Raw genomic sequence first — 21,830 nt, 5'->3', positions numbered from 1 at the left:
ACAGAGATTTTATAAGAATAAAAATAAAATATTAAAGGGGATTTCTAATGAAACTGATTGGTATTAAAACAAATAACTGTTTTTTGGTGTCTGACAATATTGAGGGTAAGAGATATTTTCATAGTCAATTAGATGAATTGCTTTTCGATGGGGAACGAGCAACTGAAACGTATAAGTCAGACTGGTTTAAGCTACATAAAGAGCCAAGTGTTATTGAAAAGCAAATGCCAGCTAAAAAAATCAATCATAGGTATGAATTAAAAGAGGGATTCCAGGAAACTGATCTGACACCACAAGTAATTAATGTTTCTTACATAGATGAAGAAAGTGAATACTACGAAGTAAAAGGTCTATATGATTTGAAATTTGAAGAAATCCCACAACAAAATGAAAAAATTGAGTTTGAAATGAACATAATTGAAGAGATTGACGGAGAACTTAAGCTGCAAAGTCATAATTTTAACTTGAATTATAACTTACTGGATAGAATTCAAACTCATCCAATGCTTCTTGAAACAAAGCCGTGTTACTTGTCCCGAGAAGAAAGCTATAAGATTATCAGAAACCATATAAAAGCCAATATAAACCCTAAATTTGCAAGAATCACGAGTGATTATGATTTCTGTTTAACTGTGGTCAAAGTTTTGGAGCTTTACAAGCCTCACGAGTATGTAGTTGATCTTAATGCAATGTACAAACGGAGAAAGCCTAAACTTGAAAAAAGATTTCAAACAAAGCGAGAGGTTGAGATTTACAAGGTTGCACCTGAAGCCTATCAGAGTTACCCAATTGTAGAACCGTTTAGTGGAAAAGATGTTGAAGATTTAAAGAGTAATATTAAGAATTTTTTAGACGATCTAATGGATAAAATCAATGAGCCTTTGGTCGAATGCAAATGCTGCGAAGGAAGAGGGGTTATCTTAAGTGAAAATTAAATTGGACAAGGACTACATGCTGAATAAATTGGGCCTGCCGGAATCCTCACTATTGGAAGAAATCACTGACACGTCTAGGTGGAGTGTTCACTATAGAATTGTATTTCCATATCAAGGACGCTTTTTTGAAACTTTCTATAGCAAGGGCGCCACTGAAAGCCAATATGAGAGCCCTTGGGAATTTGAAGATCAAGTGGATTGTTATGAAGTGGAGTTAAAAGAAATGAAGGTTAGAAAATGGGTAAGAAAAGAAACTGAATAAAAACGATATTTTAAACAGAATCCAGGGAGGTAATGAAATGAACTTATATGAAGTTATGCTAGAGCACTTTGCACCTAAGGGGAGTGAGCGGGGTATCTTTACATATGTGCTTGCTCAGTCTGATGAAGAGGTATATGAATGGTTGAAAACTGATCCAAGCCTGTCTGACGGCAGGGCAGTCTATACCCCATATCAAGACAAAGAAGCAGACGGTAAAACATATGCAATTTATAATCAGAGCTTTGATATTGTTGGTCATGAAAAATATAAAGATCGAATGATTCGATTAAAAGGTGAGTTGAATGATGAAGTTGAATTAACCGATCTTTATTACGGAATGACCTTAGTCGGGTGGAGTATGGTGAAAGCTGATATTCCAACGGAACAGATTGAATTGTTAAAAGATACTGGCATCAGTATTGAGTCTACATAAAAGTAATTTTTTATTCAAATAATGGAACAAGGACACTTCGTCACCGAAAGATAAAATAGAGTTTTAAGCACAATGAAATAAAGAGCGGACAAAATGTAATCGAAAATAGCAAAAAGGAACACTTGTTCCCTTTTTGGTTATGGTTTATAATTTAAGAGTACCAAAAATTTCAAAACAGGGGATGAGAGTATGAGTGAACAGAAGCTTAGAATCGGAGAAATACGATATGAGGTTTATAATGATTATGATCCATTCACTGGGGAGTACTTAGGAAAAAATCTAGGAAATGCTTATTTTATTGCTGTAATTGAAAAGGAAAACATAGCGCAAGTAGGTAATAGGGAAATTAATTATTCAAATGAAGTTAAAATTGGTTTTGGTGCTTTTGGAGAAGAAACAAAAGAGAAAATCAAAGAGCATCTTCTGGCTGCATATAGTTTAATAGTAGAAGGTGCAAAAGACTATGGGCTGGAAGAATTTTAATTAGAGTCAAGATGGGCTAGTCAGACTAGCCCGTTATACATAAATAAAGGGGTTAACTAAATGCCAAACATTATTTCTAAAGAACAGGATGAAGCGATTAAATACTTTAGAAACAAATTAAATTTATCAGACAAAGATTTATACATACCGTTAATTAATTTCGAACTACTTAGAGACAAAAACGAACAATACGCAAACATTCTCTATGAGCTGTATAAAAATGATCCTTATTTGTTTATCAGAGCTTTAAAGGAAGGTTATGTGGTTAATCAGCCAATTGCATTTGATGAAGCTATTGTACGTTTCTTTAATGGTGAAGAACTAGCTATTGTACATAAAACAACCGGCAGAAGATACAATGTAAATGTGAAAATGAAGCAGTTGCCTGATGGCTTTTCATTGCAAACAATGGATATGTGGCTATGGAGTGAAATTGTTTAATTGGCTTAAAAAACCTTTAAATTTGCCGATAGAAACATTGAGGTGAAATGAAATTCATGAGGATACTTTTAAGCTTATTATCACTCGCATTAGGCATTTTGATAATTGGTGTTGGATTTAGATCAGGGATCTCTCCTTTCAGCAGCGCTTTTGGATTATTAATGTTAGTTGGGGGAATCTTTTCACTCATCAGCCCGAAAATTTCAAAAATTATCTATGGAGTTTTATTATTTTTTTCGTTGCCATTAATATTTCTGAATGTTGTTCTGTTTGCTTTTGTCTTTATCTTATTTGCGTTATTATTTATGTTCTCAAATTTATCTGATAATAAAAAAGCTAAAAAAGAAGCATGAAATTACATTGCTTCCTTTTTAGCTTTCCGAATAAAATGATAATTTTATTCGAATTAGAAAGAGCGCAAATGAAATACAAAAATAAAAAATATAAAAGTTTATAAAACATGTAGACAAAGGTAAAAAATATGTATATAATAAACTCAAGTTAAAGGGAAGGAGGCGAATTACTTGGAGGTACTTGGGATAACAGAGAAAGCATTAAACTATTACAGAGAAAACGTTAAAGACAACAAGACCATTGCTCCTGATCAGGCACTGTTAAAGATGATAAGGAATGTCCTACTTGTCAAAGAAACTCATCCTGAGCGAGTGAAAAAACGTTTATTTTGCACAGAGTACGCTTACGGAAATATGATAATCAAAGTTAACAGAAAAAAGCAGGTATTTGAAATTGTAAATAAATCAGGATGCTTTTCTGACCAAAATGATTGGAAGTTCCCAAAAAGAAGGTACATAGAACTTAGTAAAGAACTTGGAATCAAAGACTGCAAGTTTAGCAAAATTACATATTCAAAGAAAAATCACAATAGACAAAAATAAAAATAGAGGATGATTAAAAATATGATAGAAAACAAAACGGTATTACGGGAAGCATCAAACGTTGTAACACTTGAAGGAACTCTGGCAGAAGTAAGACACACTGAGTGGAAAAATGGAAATGGACTAAATATTGAATTAGATATTGAGGTTGCACCTAACGAAGTGCATACAGTTAAAGGCTTTTCAAAATATAAGAAAGCTGATGGTACAGATAATGCTATTGCCAAAGGGTATCAAACTATCATAAGTGATTATAAGTCCATCGCAGAACATGGAAGAGATCAAGCTGATAAAGTGAGAATCACCCAAGGTAAGATTGGATTAAATGAATATTACTCTCAAGGAGTATTAAAGGCGTACCCACAGCTAACCACCAACTTTGTAAACAGACTGGATGCTAATGAAGAATTTAATCCTAAAGCTGAATTTGATGTTGAACTGTTTGTTAAAAATGTAACTGAAGAAAAAGTAAAAGGAGAAGAAACAGGAAGAGTTAATTTAAATGGTTATATCCCTTTGTATGGCGGGAAAGTCATTCCTTTTACATTTGTAGTGACTAAGGAAGGTTCTCAATATGTTGAAAACAATTATGAAAAAGGATCTACGGTTAATGTCTTCGGAAAGATTATTAATTATAAAGAACAAAAAGTAACAACCAAAACTGCTGCATTTGGAGAAGACAAAAAAGAAATCACCTCCATTACAAAAAGAGAGTATCTAGTTACAGGTGGGAACGATCCTTATGATGAAGATAGTAAAAATGCTTTTAATCCAGAAGTAATTAAAAAAGCATTGACTGAAAGAGAGACTTATCTAGAAGGACTTAAGAACGAAAGCAGCAATGAAAACAATAAAAAGTCTGGCTTTGGTGGAAGTGCTCCTAATAACAAGCCTTCAAAGCCGGTTGAAATTTCAGATGATGATCTCCCTTTCTAAAATAAAATAGATCATTAATCTAATACATAACTGGGGTGAGCTCCGACTCACCCAACAAATTCAAAATAAAAGGAGAACTATAATGGCAATTGATATTTTCAACCCACAAGTTTCTGTAGTAGCAAAAGGATTAGAAGGAAAAGTTATCACAATCTACGGTTCTAACAACTTAGGTAAAACTAAGCAAAGCACTCAGATGAAGAAACCGTTATATCTGCCATTCGAAAAAGGATTAAATGCCATTGCCGGTGTCCAATTCATGCCTATCAATAGTTGGGCTGATTTTAAAAAGGTAAACAAACAGTTAACTAAAAATGCTGAAAAAGCCAAAGAAATGTATCAGACAATCATTGTTGATGAAGTAGACGCTTTTGCTAAATATGCGACTAGATATGTATGCGAGCAATATGATGTAGAACGGATTAAAGATGGTAATGATGGGTTTGGCCTTTGGAAAGAGTATGAAACTGAAGTATGGGAAGAAATCAATAAATTAATTGGCGTAGGATTTACGGTTATCTTTATTGCTCATGCTGCTGAAGACAAAAAAGGCAAAGTATATCCGAAGGGGGATAAACGAGTTTTAGCTCCAGTAATTGATAACAGCGATATTGTTCTCTATCTAAGTTCTAATGGTGTTGATGAAGATAGAAAAGTAATCAAATCAAGTGCTTGGTTAGCTGAAACTGAAGAGCATTTTGCTCGTAGCCGATTTGATTACATTGACACGTACCTTCCTGAATTTACTGCAGAAAACTTAGAAAAAGCAATTATTGAGGCAGTCGAAAGACAGGAGCAAGCAGAAGGAATTGTTGCTGTTACATACGAAGAGCAAAAACAAAACAACGCTTCAGAAGAACTTGATTTCAACTCATTAATGGATCAAATTAAAGAAATTGGCATGAAGCTTAATGAAGAAGGCCGTTTAGAAGAAGTTAATGAGATTACAGAGAAACATTTAGGTAAGGGTATAAAAGTTACTGAGTGCAGCCGTAAGCAAGTAGGTGTCATGTCTGTAATTCTAGATGATCTAAAAGACCTTCTAGCAGAATAAAAGAGGAGGGATTATTCTCTCCTCCTTAATAGGAGTGATTATTTGGGGAGACAAGTTAAATGTCCTTATTGCGAGACCAAGTTAGACAAAGACTCAGCCATTCCTTATAAAAAAAGATATTACCATGAAAAGTGTTTTAATACCTGGAAGCAAGAATCAGATCACAGAAAAGAGTTAATTCAATACATATGCAATTTATATGGTCTTACATCTCCAACTGGCATGATGTTGAAACAAATTAAAGAGTTTCAAGAGGAATATGGGTATAAGCTTAAAGGCATTGAACTAGCGCTTAGGTACTTTTATGAAACTTTGGATAAACAACCCAGAGAAGGTGATGGCATTGGAATCGTTCCATTTGTTTATGATGAAGCAAAGCGGCATTACATTAGACAAAAGGCCATCCGAAAATCAGCTGAAGATCCAAAGAATCATAAAAGAGAAGAAATTACTTTGGTCATAAAAAAAGGAATGAGAAAGAAAAGAGGGCTAGTTGATATCTCAACGCTATAGGAAGGAGAGTCCATTTGCTACAAGACAAACAGGCAATAATTCAAGTTTTAGGGAGCATCTTAAAAGATCCCACAATCTTGTCAGAGAGCAATAAATATAAGATAACTTCGGATGATTTTCCTTCAAGGTTTCATTCAATATTATTTTTTGCCATGAGCAACCTATTTCATCAAGGAACTGAAGTATTGAATGACGTTGAAATAGATGGATATCTAAAGGATTACGATATTCAATATAAAATTTTCCATGATAATAAGGGTCTTGAATATATAGAAAAAATACAAGAGTTGGCAGTTGTCGAAAACTTTGATTACCACTATAAAAGATTAAAAAAGTTTAGTCTGCTTAGAGAAATGGATGGCTTGGGATTCGATATTAAGGAAATATATGATGAATCTATGATTGACCCAAAAGAACAAGAAAAGATGCAAGAACAGTTTGATAAGAAGTCGATTGATGAAATTTTGACAGCTTATGAAATGAAGATTGTAGACATAAAAGAAAAATTCAGAACTTCATCTGAAAGTGTGGGAATCCAGGGCGGAGAAGGTATTAATGAATTATTGGATTCATTCGAAGAGTCGCCGGATATTGGAGTTCCATTAAATAGCGAAATGCTTACTTCAATTTTTCGGGGATCACGGAAGAAAAAGTTCTATCTGCGCTCAAGTATTACAGGTGGCGGTAAAACAAGAAACATGGTCGCTGACGCTTGTCGCTTAAGTGCAACCGAACTTTATGATCCTAAAAAGAAGGAATGGGTATCAAACCCATGGAGTGAAAGTTCTACGGTTATTTCAACAGAAATGATGGCCGAAGAATTGCAAAGCTTAGCACTTGCCTACATTAGTGGTGTAGAAGAGAAAAAAATCCTTAGAAATACAATAAATGAACAAGAAAAACAACTTGTGCGAAAGGCTGCTAAAGTTCTTCAAGAGTCTAACATATGGTTCGAACATCTGCCTGATTTTAATATTCAGGAGATTGAAAGAACAATTGAAAAGAACGTCATTAAAAACAATGTAGAGTACGTTTATTTCGATTATATTCACTCATCAGTAACCATTTTTTCAGAGATGAGCAAAAAAAGTGGTGTCAACTTGAGGGAAGACCAAATTCTTTTACTTATGTCGGATAAGTTAAAAGGCTTATGTAACAAATACGATGTCTATATGATGAGTGCAACTCAGCTGAATGGTGATTGGAAAGAAGCATGGTTAAAAGGACAAGTAATAGATGCTTCATACTTGAGAGGAAGTAAGGCCATCGCAGATAAAACAGATGCTGCAATGATAATTCTTCCTTTAAGTAAAAAAGAGAAGGATGCAATTGATCCAATCTTAAAAGAAGGATTTTATCCAGAGCCAAATTTTGTTACACATGTATTTAAAAATAGGGGAAATGAGTATGACAAAGTTAAAGTCTTTTCCCATATCAATATGGGCAACATGCGGATTAAGGACTGTTTCACAACAAATCTTGACAATGAACTAATCACAGTTGAAAAATTGAATATAAAAGCAGGATGAGGGGTGTAGCGCCCTTTGAAGTATGATAAAGACAGAGTAAAAGAAAGCCTGACCATTGAGGATATACATAAGATTTTAAAAGATTTAGGTAGCGAGAACAATCTGTGGGATCAACAAGGAAATCCAATTTACAGAACCGTTTGCCACAATGCTTCTGGTGGGAGCTATAAGTTGTATTACTATCATGAGGCAAAACAGTTTCACTGTTATACAGAGTGTGGGGACAATTTTGATGTATTCGAACTTGTTATAAGAGCAAGATGCCAAAAAGGTATTAATATCTCTTTTAATCAGGCTATCGAATATGTTGCCAAAATAGCAGGAAGAACATTTGGATTTGGGAATAGAGAGACATACATAAACAATGATTTGATTGATGACTGGGAATGGATGGGGAAGTTCAAAAAGAAGAAAAAAATACATATTGAGCTCCCCAGCTTTGATGAAACGGTACTAGATGTGTTTGTGCCTTATCCTCACCAATTGTGGCTAGGTGAGGGAATAAGTCACAAGACATTAAAAGAGTTTGAGATTGGGTACTATTTTAGACCTCATACAGAAGGGATTACCATTCCTCATCGAGATTTAAATAATAGGTTGATTGGTATACGTAGGCGCTCAATGATTAAAGAAGAAGTCGATGCAGGCTATAAATATATGCCTTTAAAAGTTGGCAATATCTTATATAACCATCAAACAATGATGAATCTATATGGATTACATAAAACAAAAAATTCGATAGAAAGGTTCAAGAAAGTATTGATTTTCGAATCTGAAAAATCAGTGTTAAAATGCCAAGACTTTTACGGTGAATCAAACTTTACCTGTGCTGTTTGTTCAAGTAATATTTCTAATTTTCACCGGGACATTTTATTGTCTCTTGGTGTTGAAGAAGTTTTTATTGCTCTTGATAAATACCGACCACCAAAAGAACATGAAACAGAGGAGAAATATCAAGAAAAACTGGTTGAATATCAGAAGAAAATTCTAAAGCTCGCAGCAAAATTTACTCCTTATGTTCGTGTATATGTTTTGTGGGATTATGAAGGCTTACTGGATTATAAGGACAGCCCAGCTGACAAGGGGAAGGAAACTCTAGAGGAGCTAATGAGAAGGAAAATTGAGATTGGCACAGATGAAGGGGGAATTTAATGGAGTATAGACTAATTGGCGACAATGATTATAATTTCGATCCTTTAGCTACTATCTTAAAAAATAGAGGCATAGAAAATCCAAAGTTGTTTGTTAATGTTGATCACAGTTCAGTTATTCATTATTCAAAGCTTAATAATATTGATAAAGCTGCAGAATGTCTTATCAAGCATTTAAATAATAAAAATAAATTGTTTGTTCAGGTAGACAGTGATGTTGATGGATACACGTCCAGCTCAATCATTATAAATTACATAAAGAAGATTTGTCCGAAAGCTAATATACAATACAGAATTCAAGATGGGAAAGAGCATGGGATTTTTATTGATACAATTCCTGATGATGTTGACTTAGTCATAATCCCAGATGCAGGTTCAAGTCAATTTGAGGAACATGAGGCTCTTAATAAGAGAGGCACAGAAATAATTGTTATTGATCACCATGAATGTGAACGAGTGTCTGAACATGCGATCGTAGTAAATAATCAACTTTCGCCTAATTATTCGAATAAAACTCTGACAGGTGCAGGAATGGCCTATAAATTTTGCCAGGCAATTGATGAAAAGCTAAATAAAAATGAAGCCGAACAATTCTTAGACCTTGTATCTATTGGTAACATTGCTGATTCGGCTGATTCAAGAAACCTTGAAACCAGGTATTTTATGAATGAAGGCTTGAAGAAAATAAAACATCCATTATTAAAGAAGCTGTTTAAGAAGCAAGAGTTTTCAACCAAGGGTGACAAGAACATACAGAATACACAGTTCTTTATTAACCCTTTAATTAACGCTGCCATTAGGGTTGGAAGCAGTGAAGAAAAAGATCAAATGATGAGAGCATTCCTCCTTTCTAAAGAAAAGGTGCCCTACAAAAAACGTGGGCAAAGTGAAACTGAGCTTGTGCCAATACATGATGACACAGTTAGGATTCTAGGAAATCTAAAAGCAAAGCAGAAACGGATTGCAGATGCAGCTGGAGTGGAAATTAAAAATAGAATAGAGGAGAAAAGTTTAACAGCGAATAAAATACTGATTGTTTACATTGAAGGAATTCTAGATAAAAGCCTAACTGGACTGGTGGCCAATCAGCTTGCAGAAGAATATAAAAAGCCGATCTTGTTAGCCAGAAACGATCCCGAAAAAGGCAAAGAGATCTTGAGTGGCTCTATACGAGGATATGACAAAGGGTTTATAAAGGATTTTAAGAAAGAGCTTATAGATACTGAATTATTTGAGCTTGTTGAAGGTCACCCAAATGCAGCTGGCTTTGCAATTAAACGACAGAACTTAATCCTGGTGAACAAAGTGCTGAATGAAAAATTTAAAGACATAGATATCGAAGAAGATATTCAGAATGTTGATTTTGAGATACCAGCAAAACAATTGAGAAAAGAATTTATCCTTCAACTTGATGGCTACAAAGACTTTTGGGGTTACAAAGTCGAAGAACCATTAATAGCTATAACGGAACTTGAAATTGATGTCGAACAAATTGAACATTTAGGAAAAAAGAATAAGACAACAGTTAAATTCAAGCATGGTGATATTGAATACATAAGATTTAAAAGCGATGAGAACTACTTTAATCAGCTTACAGAATCAAATGGAACGTTAGTCATAAATGTAATTGGTAAAGCAAAGGCAAATGAATACAAAGGCAAGAAAACACCTCAAATCGAGATTTATGAATTGGAGGTGGTTCGCACAAAACAAAAAGAACTTGTGTTTTAAGGGGGAAGAAAGTTGATAGGATGTCACTGCCACACAGATAGGAGTAACATAAGGCTTCTAGACTCAACAAACTCAGTTAAAGAACTGCTCAAAACTGCAGTAAAGATGGAATATAAGGGATTGGCCATAACAGACCATGAAGTCCTCTCAGCACATTTAGATGCTATTCGAACAGTTAGAGAAATGAAAAAGAAGGGGGATATGCCAGAAGATTTTAAACTGATATTGGGCAATGAAGCGTACCTAGTCGATTCTTTAGAGGAAGTTCGAGATAACTATAAATCGGGAGTGACAAAATTTCCGCATTTCTTGATGTTGGCAATTGATCCAAAAGGACATGAGCAGTTAAGAATACTGTCTTCTCAAGCCTGGGAAAACTCATTTTATACAGGAACAATGGAAAGAGTGCCGACAGTAAAAAAGGATGTAGAGGAGCTATTAAGTAAAGATCCAGGCCACATCATTGCTACCACAGCTTGCTTGGGGTCTGAGGTAAACATTCACCTGTTAAAGATAAAGGCTTTTGAAGAAACTGGTGATTCTCAGTCAATTAAGCAGCACAAACTAAAGATTCATGAGTTTATAACTTGGTGTATAGAGGTTTTTGGGAAGGATAAGTTTTTTATCGAGCTTCAACCTGCACTGAGTGAAGAACAGATTTACTGTAACAAGAAGCTGATAGATATAGCCAACGGGTATGACTTGCAAATGATTGTTACAACAGATGCTCACTATCTAAGACCAGAAGATAGAGCAATTCATCAAGCCTTTTTAAACGCTAAGGATGGAGAAAGAGAAGTTGATTCCTTTTATGAAGCCTGTTTCGTTCAAAACGTTGATGAAATTCACGAGAGAATGGACTACATTGATAAAGAAGTCATCGATCAGGCCATAAAAAATACAATGCTCATTGGCGAGATGATTGAAGACTATACTATAGAGCACGAACCAATTATCCCTAAAATGGATCTTCCAAACTTTAAATTAAGACATTTATTTAAACCAGCATATGATCAATATGAATATATAAAAAAGATGTCTGAATCAGCAGATGAACAAGATAGATATCTCCTTAATTTAATTGAGGACGGATTTGAAGAGAAATTAAAGACAAGCGAACTAACGAGAGAAGCTTTTCATAAAATATTAAAGAGGATTAACGTTGAGCTAGGTGAACTTTGGGAAATCAGCCAAAAGCTGAATCAGTCTATGCCTTCTTATTACATAACAGTCAGAGAAATCATTAATATTATTTGGGATGAAGAGTGTGGAGGAGATAGTTTAGTTGGGGCAGCCAGGGGAAGTGCTGCAGGTTACTTAGTTAATTATCTACTCGACAATACTCAAATTAATCCAATGCAATATGATTTACCACATTGGAGACATATACATAAATCGAGACCTGACCTTCCAGATATCGATATTGATACTGAAGGATCAAAAAGACAAAAAATTCTAAATGCGCTTAGAGAAAGGTTTGGAGACAAACGTGTTCTTCAAATTGCTACTTTTGGAACTGAGGGTTCAAAATCAGCGCTTCAGACAGCATGTAGAGGCTTAGGAATCGATAATGATATATCCCAGTATTTAAGTGGAATGATTCCATTTGAAAGAGGATCTAACTGGCCTTTGAAGCATTGTTTTTATGGTGACAAAGAAACTGACAGAAAGCCGATTAAAGAGTTTATTAAGGAGGTTGAACAATACCCTAATCTTAAAGAAACAGCTCTAAAAATTGAAGGATTAACTAATAAGCGGTCTTCTCATGCAGCCGGAGTAATAATCTTTAACGATGAATATACAAAGTCGAATGCAATGATGAAAACTCCTAAAGGAGCTTATATTACACAGTTTAATATGGGTGACAGTGAAGCCATGGGCTCAGTAAAGTTTGATCTTCTTACGATCGAGGCTTTAGATAAGATTCGAGTAACCTTAGACCAATTAATTGAGAATAAAGAAATTGAATGGCAAGGTAGCTTAAAGAAAACATACAACAAATACATCCATCCAGACGTAATTGAGTATGAAGATGAAAAGCTATGGGAAATGGCAGGTAATGGGGAGATCATGGACTTGTTCCAGTTCTCAACTGAAGTTGGTCATCAATCAGTTGTCAAAGTAAAACCTAAGAACTTACTTGAAGCAGCAGTAACCAATTCTTTAATGAGGCTTATGTCAGACGGTGAAGAACAGCCTGTAGATACATATGTTAAATACAAAAATAACCTTAATAAATGGTATGAAGAAATGAGGCGGTACAGTCTAAGCGAAAAGGAAATCAGAGTAATGGAGAGGCACCTTAAGGACATTTATGGTGTTGCTGATACTCAAGAAGTGGTTATGCAGATGGTTATGGATAAAGATATAGCTAACTTTGACATTAAAGAATCAAATTATCTTAGGAAATCCATAGCAAAAAAGAAAGAAGATGTACTAAAAAAAGTGGAAGAATTGTTTTTTAAAAAAGGAAAGGAGATTGGCACTTCCGATAACCTTTTGAATTATGTCTGGAATGTTCAATTTAAAAGACAGTTCGGCTACAGTTTTAGTTTGCTCCATACTTTGGCATATTCAATTATTGCGTTACAGGAATTGAACTTAAACTATCGATATAATCCTCTATACTGGAATACTGCTTGTTTAACGGTAAACAGTGGAGGGATAGATACCGAGGATACAAAAGACAGCAAAAAGACAGCTGCTACAAACTACGGGAAAGTTGCTTCAGCCATCGGAAACATCAGACAAAGAGGGATTAAAATAGACCTTCCAGATATAAATAAGGCTGATTTTGGTTTTAGAACTGATATTAACAACAATTCAATTTTATTTGGACTTAAAGGAATGAATGGAATTGGAGACGATGTTATTCATCATATAGTTCTAAATAGACCATATAGTGACTTTAACGACTTTATTGAAAGAATGTTTAAGAGCGGCATTATTAAGAAAGGACAAGTAATCCAATTAATAAAAGGAGGCTGCTTTGATTCTTTTGGAGACAGGCAAGAAATCATGAAGGCCTTTATTAACTTAATATCAGAACCAAAAATTAAGCTTACGTTGTCTAATTTAAAAATGCTAATTGAAAACAACATTGTTCCTTCAGAATTTGCACAAGAAGTGAGATTCTTTCGTTTTAGAGATTACATCAGCAAAAAGGTGTATAAAACATTAAAGTCGCCAAAAGATAAACTTTTTTTATTGGATGATGTATCAGCTTCGTTTTATAACCAGCATTTTAGTGAGGATAGTGTAGTTGACATGTTAAACGGGCAGCTTGTCATTTCTGAAAGAGCTTTTAAAAAAGAATATGATAACAAGATGTCTAAAATAAAGTCCTGGATAACAACAGAAGAACCACTGAAGAAATTGAATGATTGTTTATTAATAAAAGAGTGGGAAAAATACGCCGATGGATCGTTAGGTAAGTGGGAAATGGATTCATTGAGCTATTATTATAATGACCATGAGCTTTCTGGTGTAAACTTTGCCAAGTATGATATTGCTGACTTTTATAAACTGCCAGCAGAGCCGGTCAAAGGTAAACCTTATCAATGGAGAGGGAAAACTCTCTATGAATATGAGACTACACGGATTATAGGCACTGTTTTAGATAGGGATAAAAACAAACATACAATTACTCTTCTAACACCTACAGGGGTGGTTACAGTTAAACAGTGGTCGGGCAGCTTTAGTCATTACAATAAACAGATTTCTAGATCCATTGGTGGCGGAAAGAAAGAGGTAGTCGAGAAATCTTGGTATACCAGAGGAACATTGCTCATGTTTACTGGTTTCAGAAGAGGTAACAATTTTATTCCGAAAGTCTATAAAGATAGCATATATAATCACACTGTCTGCAGAATAGACAATGTTGATAATGAAGGAAATATGAGTTTGACAACTAAAAGGGCAGAAATATAAATCTTAGCTGATGATAGGAGAGACGAAAATTTTCAAAAAACTTATAGACAAACACAAAAAATATGTATATCATAGAATTAACGAAATGACACTTTTTGCTACAATTGGTTTGTTAGGAGTAGGGCTCGTATATAGCGCTAAAAACTTGTATACACATCAAGATAGTCAAGTCTTAATAAAAGAGTCATTTTATCTAAATAAAGAAGAGGTGAGGCAAAAACTTATTCATGAAATTGACGTTCCAAGAATCCTTCCCAGGCTAAAGAGTGAGGAAGAAAAACAGGCTGAAAGTAGAAAAAAGTATCTTAATGCGAAGATTACATATCTAACAGAAGAAAATAAAAAAGCTGCAAAACATACAAAAACAAAAAAAGTACAAAAAACCAACAAAAAGAGGAGTGGAGATAAATCAGCTTCTAAAAGTACTAATACCAAGGCAGTGAAGAGTCATGAAGTTGTTGCCACAGCTTACACAGCATTTTGTTCTACAGGTTGCACAGGGAAAACAAAAACCGGCTATGATGTATCAAACACATCCTATTACAATGGAAAAAGAATAATTGCTGTGGATCCAGAAGTAATTCCTTTGTATTCATTAGTGCAAGTTTCATATGAAGGAAATAGTTTTCATGCATATGCAATAGATACAGGAGGGGATATTAAAAACAATCGAATTGATATTCTGATGGACAGTGAAAAAGAAGCAAAGGCATTTGGCCGTAAGACTGTCAGAGTGAGCTGGTAAATCGGTCTAAATAATTGAAAGGTATAAACATTTCAACAATTCGTTCGATGGAATACATATCATGAAATATATCCCAAGGAAAACTATTACATAGAGAGAGTGAAGAGGATGTTCATTTTAGATAAAGAGGCAAAGGTCAAATCAACTGGAGAGTACGGGGTTATTGAAGCGATCTATCCAGAAACAAAGACAGTTGAACTTTGTTATTATGATGGAACTTATGATGAAAGGCGTTTTGATGATATTGTTATGGCAACAAGCAGTTAAAATTTCAAGACAAAATTAAAAAATAGGGTGAGACAATTGAAGTGTATTCAAATTGAAATGTCATTCACAGACGAATATGGGCAGGTGACCAAATTATATAAGACTTATAAACCGTCCATTATCGAAGAACATAAAGGGGAAATCCCTGGATTGTTGTTAGATGATTTTAAGAGGTTCTTGTCGTCCCTTGGGTTTAATGAAAAACAGGTTTCTAGAATAGTAACAGAAGATTAAGAGGTTTTTTATTGAGGGGAGGTGGTATTAAATTGCCTAAATACTGGAGTTATCCTGTTGGACTAGCTGTAGAAATTAACAATAATGCACGATATGGATGCCCGCATCATGTGGGGAGAAAAGGAAAGATTATCGAGCATTTACATTCAGCTACATATGACTATGTAGTTAGCGATGAAACAGGTGACATTACTTACTTTAAAGAACATGAATTAACACCACTAAAGGGAGGTTTAACTTATGTTTAAGAAAGGTCAAAAGGTGATTGTTGATTTTACAGATGAGATTGGAGCTGTTGCGAAAGTTGATTATCGATACAATCAGGTGGAAGTGAAGTATCCTGATGGTACTTACCAGGTTGTTGGATTTCATAAAATAAGAAAGGTGGAGGATTAATGGCATTAATTATCTTGGAGGGGCCTGACTGTTGCTTCAAATCAACAGTTGCATCAAAGCTAAGTAAAGAACTGAAGTACCCAATTATCAAAGGTTCAAGCTTTGAGTTGGCCACAAGCGGGAATGTGAAATTATTTGAGCACTTCAACAAATTAGCTGACGAAGACAATGTGATTATTGACAGGTTTGTTTATTCTAACTTGGTATATGCAAAGAAATTCAAAGATTACTCGATCCTTACAGAGCAACAGCTTAGATTTATTGAGGATAAAATTAAAGCAAAAACGAAGGTTGTATACTTACATGCTGATCCAAGCATTATTAAGGAACGGTTAAACGTACGGGGAGATGAGTATATAGAAGGAAAAGACATTGATTCAATTTTAGAGTTGTATAGAGAAGTTATGAGCAATGCGGGATTACATACATATTCATGGGATACTGGACAATGGTCAAGTGACGAAATTGCTAAAGACATAATCTTTTTAGTGGAATAGAGGAATTTATGAAGAAAGTAATTGCAATTGACATGGATCAGGTCTTAGCTGATTTACTAAGTGATTGGGTAGCTAACATTAACACACACGATGATCCTTTTCTGAAAGAGGAAGACATCCTATGCTGGGATATAAAAAAATATACAAATACCAACAATAATGTTTATAGACATTTAGATTACGATTTGTTCAGAAATCTTGATGTTATAGAAGGCAGCCAAAGAGTAGTAAAAGAACTGATGAAGAAATATGAAGTATATGTTGTGACTACTGCAACAAACCATCCAGAGTCCCTTAAAGCAAAGCTTGAATGGCTCACTAAGCATTTTTCATTTATCCCACATAGCAATGTAGTGCTTTGTGGCAATAAAAGCATAATTAAAGCAGACATCATGATAGATGACGGAATACATAACTTAGAATCATTTGAAGGAATGAAGATTCTATTTGATGCTCCCCATAACAGGAATGACAACAGATTTATTCGTGTTATGAACTGGGAAGAGATTGAACGAAAATTACTTTAAAATATCTCATTTATTTAGAAAAGGGTGAAAAAATGAGGCTCAAAATAAAATTTAGAGATCAAATATTAGAGTTGCGTAGAAAAATGTCATTGCAATTACATCGGTTATTAGAAGACTCGGCATTTTGGACTTTCAATGAATATGAAGTTCAAAAATGTATTGATGAGTATGCATTAGAGTTAGTCGAGAAGAGAACAGGCAATAAATATAAGCTTCAAATTATAGACAAGAACAACAACGTTTGGGGCGAATTAAAACCTGAAAAGCCAGGTTGTATTGGGTATTTTGTACAATCTAAATAAAAGATCAATTTTATTTAGAATAAAAATAAAATAAATGGAGGTTATTTATTGAACAAACTACGAGTAATGAGTCTTTTTAGTGGAATCGGTGCATTTGAAGCTGCACTAAGAAACATTGGGGTTGAATATGAACTAGTTGGCTTTAGTGAAATTGATAAATATGCTATTAAGTCATATTGCGCAATTCACAACGTTGATGAGCAGTTAAACTACGGTGATGTAAGTAAGATAGATAAAACGTTTTTGCCTGAATTTGATCTTTTAGTTGGAGGGTCACCTTGTCAAAGCTTTAGTATTGCCGGCCATAGGAGAGGGTTTGAAGACACAAGAGGAACTTTATTTTTTCAATACATTGAGACTCTTAAGGAAAAGCAACCAAAGTTCTTTATTTTTGAGAACGTTAAAGGGTTAATTAATCATGATAAAGGCAACACTTTGAATGTGATGGCAGAAGCTTTTAGTGAGGTTGGTTACAGAATTGATCTAGAACTGCTTAACTCAAAATTCTTCAATGTCCCTCAGAATCGTGAGCGCATATACATAATTGGGATTCGAGAAGATTTAATTGAAAATGACGAATGGTTTTTGGATAAGGGAAGGAACGATGTTTTAAGTAAGGGAAAAAAGAGATTGAAAGAATTAAATATAAAAAGTTTTACTTTTAGATGGCCTTTACAGGTTGTTGTTGGGAAGAGGTTGCGAGAAATTCTTGAGGATTGTGTTGATGAGAAGTATTACTTAACCGAGAAAAAAACAAAGGGTCTAATTGCTGAATTAGAGAGAAATGGCGTCAAAGAAATAAATGATTCCACAGGTTGTAAACTCGTTGGGAGAGTTAATATTAATGGACATGATCAAAAGAAAAGAGTCTATTCAACAAATGGTTTGTGTCCAACACCTAGCGGGTTAGGTATTGGAGGAAATACTGAGCCGAAAATTTTAGAGATCAATCCAGTAATGGTTGGTCATGTTGATCTAAAGGGACATGATGCAATTAAAAGAGTGTACTCGCCTGATGGGGTGTCACCAACATTAACAACTATGGGAGGAGGTCATAGAGAACCTAAAATTGCTGTTGAGTATGTTGGTAATATTAATCCTTCTGGAAAAGGAATGAATGGTCAAGTTTACAATTCAAATGGGCTAAGTCCAACTTTAACAACAAACAAGGGTGAAGGGGTGAAAATTACTGTGTCAACCCCTGAAATAAGACCCGTCTTAACTCCAGAAAGGGAAGAAAAAAGACAGAATGGCAGACGTTTTAAAAAAGACGATGAACCAGCCTTCACTGTTAATACAATTGATCGTCATGGTGTAGCAATTGGCGAATACCCAAAATACAGAATTAGAAAGCTCACTCCATTAGAATGTTGGAGGCTGCAAGCATTTGATGAAGAAGATTTTGAGAAAGCTTTATCAGTGGGAATTAGTAATTCGCAGTTGTACAAGCAAGCCGGCAACTCAATTACTGTAACTGTACTTGAATCAATATTCAAGGAATTAATACATACATACGTTAATAAAGAATCTGAATAAAATTTGTCTTTTACACAAATTCAAAATAAGAGGAAATTGAAGGTGGAGAGAATGGATAGTTACCCAGAGTCTTTAAAAAGAGAGGCTGAGGAAATTAAAGAGCGTGTTAGGAATGGAAATATCAAAGAAGACAGGATTAAAGAAATTGCAGAAACGACAGTTGAGTTTTTGAAATCAGAGGAGAAAAGACATAAATACTTTTCTGAAGTTGCTGCAGCTATGGCTGATAACTTAAGTGAGTTTTTCAAGTCGTATTTAAAAGGAGAGTGAGTATGCTAACTGATCAAGAAAAAATTGACTTGGTAAACGCTCTTGATTTTGTAGTTATTGAACCACATACACAAAGCATTTACGTACATAACGATGAAAAGACCAATGGAGTATTAATTAAGGTTTTGCACACTATTTCAGTAGATGAGTATATTGAGAGCTTTAAGAAAGGGAGTCTAATTGATATCTTTCCTGCAGCAATGCAAGAAGCCGGTGCGGAAGGATTTAAAGATGGCCGGTTTGTGATTATGCCAAAGAAATTTTATGTTGATCAATGTTATGCGATGAGTAAGGAAATCGAGCAGTTAACTAACCTAATCGATCTACACAATTCAAATACATATCGAGGCTTGATTCATTAAATTGTTTCAAGAAAAAACGAAAGGATAATGGGATGTTTATTGAAAAAGTATTATGTAAGGTGTAAAGATAGCAAAGGTGAAAATGCGTCTCTAGTTATTGAGGCGCTATCACCTGAGCATGCAAAAGAACAAGCATATGAAGTACATAAAGTAATGGATATTTATAATATAAGCCTGGGAGAAGGAAAGTCAAGGAATTACCTAGAGCGAAAATATTCCCCATACATAAAAAATGATAACGGCAAGGCTATAACTATCTTTTCATAAAGGAGGACGGCTCCTTGCGAATATCTGATCCAATAAAAGAAACTCTCGTACAAAATATGGATCAACTTAGCAGTAAAATCGATGAGTTGTTCATATACCTTGAAAATGAGTTACCTTCAACAACTGAAAGGCAATGGAAAACTATAGACAAAAAATTCGGTGAGGTTTTTACTAAATCTAACGAATTACAAAATTACATAAGTTGTTTATAAAGGTGAGCAATATCCCTTTGAGTTAATGACATCTGTGATACTTATTATTCAAAATCGCCTTTGTTTCTTAACATTTATTTATATGATTGGTAGCATTTATTAAAGAAAGAAGGTGATTTATGAGATTGTCTGTTTGATAAGTATTGGTGCCAGACGAGAATTATATTTTTACAAAGGGGTTATTTTAATGAACAAGTCTTTTTATCGAACGATCTTAGCATTAGTTGCCGTATTTGTGCTGGCCTTTGCAACATTTCCTCAGAATAGTGATGCGAAGAGTACAATCTCAACAGATAATATTGACAAGGGTAAGGTAAAATCAGAAGCAGAATTTATTGCAGATCACACTATTGATGTGAGCAAAAAGACTAAGGAAAAACTTCTTTCAAAGGCAAATAAGGCAATTGAAGACGGAGACATTAAGTATCATAAATCAAACGAAAAAGTATTTGATAATGCATCAGTTAGGGCTATCAAGTATGATGATGGTACAGTAACTTATTCAGTTACTTATTTATACGTGGACACTGAAAAAGTAGATAGAGTTAGTTCATTCAATGTTTCATTTGATAGCGATATGAATATTGAAGAATACTATGAAGTTGATATGAAGAAAATCAGCAGCACTCAAAACGAAATGAGTTATTGGATTAATGGCGTCAAGGATGAAGACAAGTCTGGTGTCTTTGAAACAGAAAAATCTTTAGAAGATCAAACAAGCTCATCTAACATGATGAGTACTCAGAGTTGGACTGGATGTGTATCAGATTGCTTAGGTGATAAGAATATTAGCCAATGGGCAATTACTGGTTTAGCTATTTTATGTGGAGCTGCATGCACAGCCGGTGTTCCAGCAACAGCAGGAACTGCTTGCTATGCTTGTGTAAATACTGCTGGTATTATTGGTGTAAATGCATTCTTTGATTGTATGGAGAAGTGTAAATGATCAATATCTTAAGTAAAATACTATTTATTTTGTCTGGTTGTGCATTGTTGATCTTTGGGATAATTTTAAAGAATGGATCAATGGCTTTTGGATTGTTTGCCTTATTCTTCATAGCGGCAATAATTGTTCGTGTATTTCATAAACGAGCTGAAAACCATTAGCAGCAGCCGTATTGTACTGTAGGGGAGGAAACTCTCCTACTCTTCTTGAAAAATAGATTAAAAAACAATAGACAAATACAAATAATATGTATATAATTAAAATAACTTAGAGCAAAGGGAGAGGGTTAATGAATCATATATGTGACATCTGTAAAGAGTACATAAACGGAAAAACAATTTGTCTTAGAATCAGCGATGAAAAAACTTATGTAGACTTCAATTGTTGTGAAGATTGTGCAAAGGGTTATTCCGAGAAAGTGAAGAAGGAATGCAGCAATTTAAGCGTTAAAAAGACATTAGAATATTTAAGGCTAAACAACAAATACAAAATAAGTGGATGAAATATTCCTTTTATCGAGAATGGAGAGATGATGAGTGAACATGTTCGTAATTGCTGCAAAAAGTGAAGGGAAATATCTTTACGGATATCACCCACATATTTACTCAAACCGTAAACAAGCAGAAAACGCACTGCAGACAATGAGAAAGAACGGAAAGTTAACTGATAGAGACAAGGTATATGGGTTAGACGGGCTGTTGTTAGTGGATCTATAAATAAGTAAATAAACCTGAAAGAATCGGGGTGAATGAAATTTCATTTTTAATACTGGGTCTAATCTTATTCGGTTCAACGTTTTTAGGCAATGGCCTTGCATGTTTAGTTGAGAATAAGAACTTTAAAGAAGGCATGCCATTTTACATCACTGTTTTCCTGATTGGAGCCTGTTCGCTCCTTCTCGGAGTTATTCTTACAGTGATATGAACAAGATGAAGGGAAATAGTCAGAAGGAAATGTTCATAATTTCCCGGGCAA

General features: G+C 34.5%; 29 protein-coding genes. All 29 read left to right on the top strand.

The annotated features are described in order from the left end of the window. Positions 1–47: 47 nt before the first annotated feature. The 29 genes from BV11031_RS08710 (at position 48) to BV11031_RS08565 (ending at position 21,571) form a co-directional block, all read left to right on the top strand. Positions 48–935 carry a hypothetical protein gene (locus tag BV11031_RS08710; protein WP_010330372.1) on the top strand — a complete coding sequence of 296 codons (888 nt, stop codon included), beginning with the start codon at positions 48–50 and terminating at the stop codon, positions 933–935. Next, positions 925–1,197 carry a hypothetical protein gene (locus BV11031_RS08705; RefSeq protein ID WP_010330373.1) on the top strand — a complete coding sequence of 91 codons (273 nt, stop codon included), beginning with the start codon at positions 925–927 and terminating at the stop codon, positions 1,195–1,197. Before BV11031_RS08710 ends, BV11031_RS08705 begins: the two co-directional genes overlap by 11 nt. 37 nt (positions 1,198–1,234) lie before the next feature. Beyond that, positions 1,235–1,630 (top strand): hypothetical protein, encoded by a 396-nt coding sequence (locus tag BV11031_RS08700; RefSeq protein ID WP_010330374.1) that lies wholly within the window; start codon positions 1,235–1,237, stop codon positions 1,628–1,630. Positions 1,631–1,819: 189 nt separating this feature from the next. After that, positions 1,820–2,113 (top strand): hypothetical protein, encoded by a 294-nt coding sequence (locus tag BV11031_RS08695; protein ID WP_010330375.1) that lies wholly within the window; start codon positions 1,820–1,822, stop codon positions 2,111–2,113. A 60-nt stretch (positions 2,114–2,173) separates the two neighbouring features. Next, positions 2,174–2,554, top strand: coding sequence for a hypothetical protein (locus BV11031_RS08690; RefSeq protein ID WP_129550731.1), 381 nt, complete (start codon positions 2,174–2,176; stop codon positions 2,552–2,554). Between the two features lie 56 nt (positions 2,555–2,610). After that, the gene (locus BV11031_RS08685; RefSeq protein WP_010331028.1) at positions 2,611–2,907 is read left to right on the top strand and encodes a hypothetical protein; all 297 of its coding nucleotides are present in this window, start codon (positions 2,611–2,613) and stop codon (positions 2,905–2,907) included. Positions 2,908–3,078: 171 nt separating this feature from the next. Next, positions 3,079–3,450, top strand: a complete 372-nt coding sequence (locus tag BV11031_RS08680) for a hypothetical protein (protein WP_010331029.1) — start codon at positions 3,079–3,081, stop codon at positions 3,448–3,450. Positions 3,451–3,471: 21 nt separating this feature from the next. Beyond that, positions 3,472–4,386 (top strand): hypothetical protein, encoded by a 915-nt coding sequence (locus BV11031_RS08675; RefSeq protein ID WP_010331030.1) that lies wholly within the window; start codon positions 3,472–3,474, stop codon positions 4,384–4,386. A gap of 82 nt (positions 4,387–4,468) precedes the next feature. After that, complete coding sequence (locus tag BV11031_RS08670; RefSeq protein ID WP_010331031.1) at positions 4,469–5,440, top strand: ATP-binding protein; 972 nt, start codon at positions 4,469–4,471, stop codon at positions 5,438–5,440. A 42-nt stretch (positions 5,441–5,482) separates the two neighbouring features. After that, a complete protein-coding gene (locus tag BV11031_RS08665; protein ID WP_010331032.1) occupies positions 5,483–5,953 on the top strand; it encodes a hypothetical protein in 471 nt (156 codons plus the stop codon). 14 nt (positions 5,954–5,967) lie between these two features. Then, complete coding sequence (locus tag BV11031_RS08660) at positions 5,968–7,482, top strand: replicative DNA helicase (protein WP_129550730.1); 1,515 nt, start codon at positions 5,968–5,970, stop codon at positions 7,480–7,482. Positions 7,483–7,497: 15 nt separating this feature from the next. Then, positions 7,498–8,634, top strand: coding sequence for a hypothetical protein (locus BV11031_RS08655; RefSeq protein WP_010331033.1), 1,137 nt, complete (start codon positions 7,498–7,500; stop codon positions 8,632–8,634). Then, on the top strand, positions 8,634–10,364 hold the full coding sequence (recJ, locus tag BV11031_RS08650; RefSeq protein ID WP_010331034.1) for a single-stranded-DNA-specific exonuclease RecJ: 1,731 nt from the start codon (positions 8,634–8,636) through the stop codon (positions 10,362–10,364). Before BV11031_RS08655 ends, recJ begins: the two co-directional genes overlap by 1 nt. A 12-nt stretch (positions 10,365–10,376) precedes the next feature. After that, positions 10,377–14,294, top strand: coding sequence for a DNA polymerase III subunit alpha (dnaE, locus tag BV11031_RS08645; protein ID WP_010331035.1), 3,918 nt, complete (start codon positions 10,377–10,379; stop codon positions 14,292–14,294). A gap of 28 nt (positions 14,295–14,322) precedes the next feature. Beyond that, the gene (locus BV11031_RS08640; protein WP_026014566.1) at positions 14,323–15,039 is read left to right on the top strand and encodes a 3D domain-containing protein; all 717 of its coding nucleotides are present in this window, start codon (positions 14,323–14,325) and stop codon (positions 15,037–15,039) included. Positions 15,040–15,147: 108 nt separating this feature from the next. Beyond that, positions 15,148–15,306, top strand: a complete 159-nt coding sequence (locus BV11031_RS08635) for a hypothetical protein (RefSeq protein WP_010331037.1) — start codon at positions 15,148–15,150, stop codon at positions 15,304–15,306. A gap of 36 nt (positions 15,307–15,342) precedes the next feature. Further along, on the top strand, positions 15,343–15,540 hold the full coding sequence (locus BV11031_RS08630) for a hypothetical protein (RefSeq protein WP_010331038.1): 198 nt from the start codon (positions 15,343–15,345) through the stop codon (positions 15,538–15,540). A gap of 32 nt (positions 15,541–15,572) precedes the next feature. Then, positions 15,573–15,788 (top strand): YorP family protein, encoded by a 216-nt coding sequence (locus BV11031_RS08625; protein ID WP_026014567.1) that lies wholly within the window; start codon positions 15,573–15,575, stop codon positions 15,786–15,788. Continuing rightward, the gene (locus tag BV11031_RS08620) at positions 15,781–15,936 is read left to right on the top strand and encodes a hypothetical protein (RefSeq protein ID WP_010331040.1); all 156 of its coding nucleotides are present in this window, start codon (positions 15,781–15,783) and stop codon (positions 15,934–15,936) included. Before BV11031_RS08625 ends, BV11031_RS08620 begins: the two co-directional genes overlap by 8 nt. Continuing rightward, complete coding sequence (locus BV11031_RS08615; protein ID WP_010331041.1) at positions 15,936–16,433, top strand: deoxynucleoside kinase; 498 nt, start codon at positions 15,936–15,938, stop codon at positions 16,431–16,433. Before BV11031_RS08620 ends, BV11031_RS08615 begins: the two co-directional genes overlap by 1 nt. Positions 16,434–16,441: 8 nt before the next feature. After that, positions 16,442–16,960, top strand: coding sequence for a 5' nucleotidase, NT5C type (locus tag BV11031_RS08610; RefSeq protein ID WP_010331042.1), 519 nt, complete (start codon positions 16,442–16,444; stop codon positions 16,958–16,960). A gap of 32 nt (positions 16,961–16,992) precedes the next feature. Then, a complete protein-coding gene (locus tag BV11031_RS08605; protein ID WP_010331043.1) occupies positions 16,993–17,262 on the top strand; it encodes a hypothetical protein in 270 nt (89 codons plus the stop codon). Between the two features lie 48 nt (positions 17,263–17,310). Then, positions 17,311–18,798: a DNA (cytosine-5-)-methyltransferase gene (gene dcm / locus BV11031_RS08600; RefSeq protein WP_241739745.1), complete on the top strand. Its 1,488-nt coding sequence runs from the start codon at positions 17,311–17,313 to the stop codon at positions 18,796–18,798. Between the two features lie 51 nt (positions 18,799–18,849). Further along, positions 18,850–19,068 (top strand): hypothetical protein, encoded by a 219-nt coding sequence (locus tag BV11031_RS08595; protein WP_010331045.1) that lies wholly within the window; start codon positions 18,850–18,852, stop codon positions 19,066–19,068. Between the two features lie 2 nt (positions 19,069–19,070). Continuing rightward, positions 19,071–19,430, top strand: a complete 360-nt coding sequence (locus BV11031_RS08590; protein ID WP_010331046.1) for a hypothetical protein — start codon at positions 19,071–19,073, stop codon at positions 19,428–19,430. Between the two features lie 39 nt (positions 19,431–19,469). Continuing rightward, on the top strand, positions 19,470–19,697 hold the full coding sequence (locus BV11031_RS08585; protein ID WP_010331047.1) for a hypothetical protein: 228 nt from the start codon (positions 19,470–19,472) through the stop codon (positions 19,695–19,697). A 399-nt stretch (positions 19,698–20,096) separates the two neighbouring features. Continuing rightward, positions 20,097–20,855: a hypothetical protein gene (locus BV11031_RS08575; RefSeq protein ID WP_010331049.1), complete on the top strand. Its 759-nt coding sequence runs from the start codon at positions 20,097–20,099 to the stop codon at positions 20,853–20,855. Positions 20,856–21,144: 289 nt separating this feature from the next. Next, the gene (locus BV11031_RS08570; protein WP_026014568.1) at positions 21,145–21,357 is read left to right on the top strand and encodes a hypothetical protein; all 213 of its coding nucleotides are present in this window, start codon (positions 21,145–21,147) and stop codon (positions 21,355–21,357) included. 34 nt (positions 21,358–21,391) lie between these two features. Then, entirely contained in the window at positions 21,392–21,571 is a 180-nt protein-coding gene (locus BV11031_RS08565) for a hypothetical protein (RefSeq protein ID WP_010331050.1), read from the top strand. Positions 21,572–21,830: the final 259 nt, after the last annotated feature.

This window comes from Bacillus vallismortis, assembly GCF_004116955.1.
Taxonomy (GTDB): Bacteria; Bacillota; Bacilli; order Bacillales; family Bacillaceae; genus Bacillus; species Bacillus vallismortis.
The sequence above is the reverse complement of the archived record's forward strand: the minus strand, read 5'-3'. Positions and strand labels throughout refer to the sequence as shown.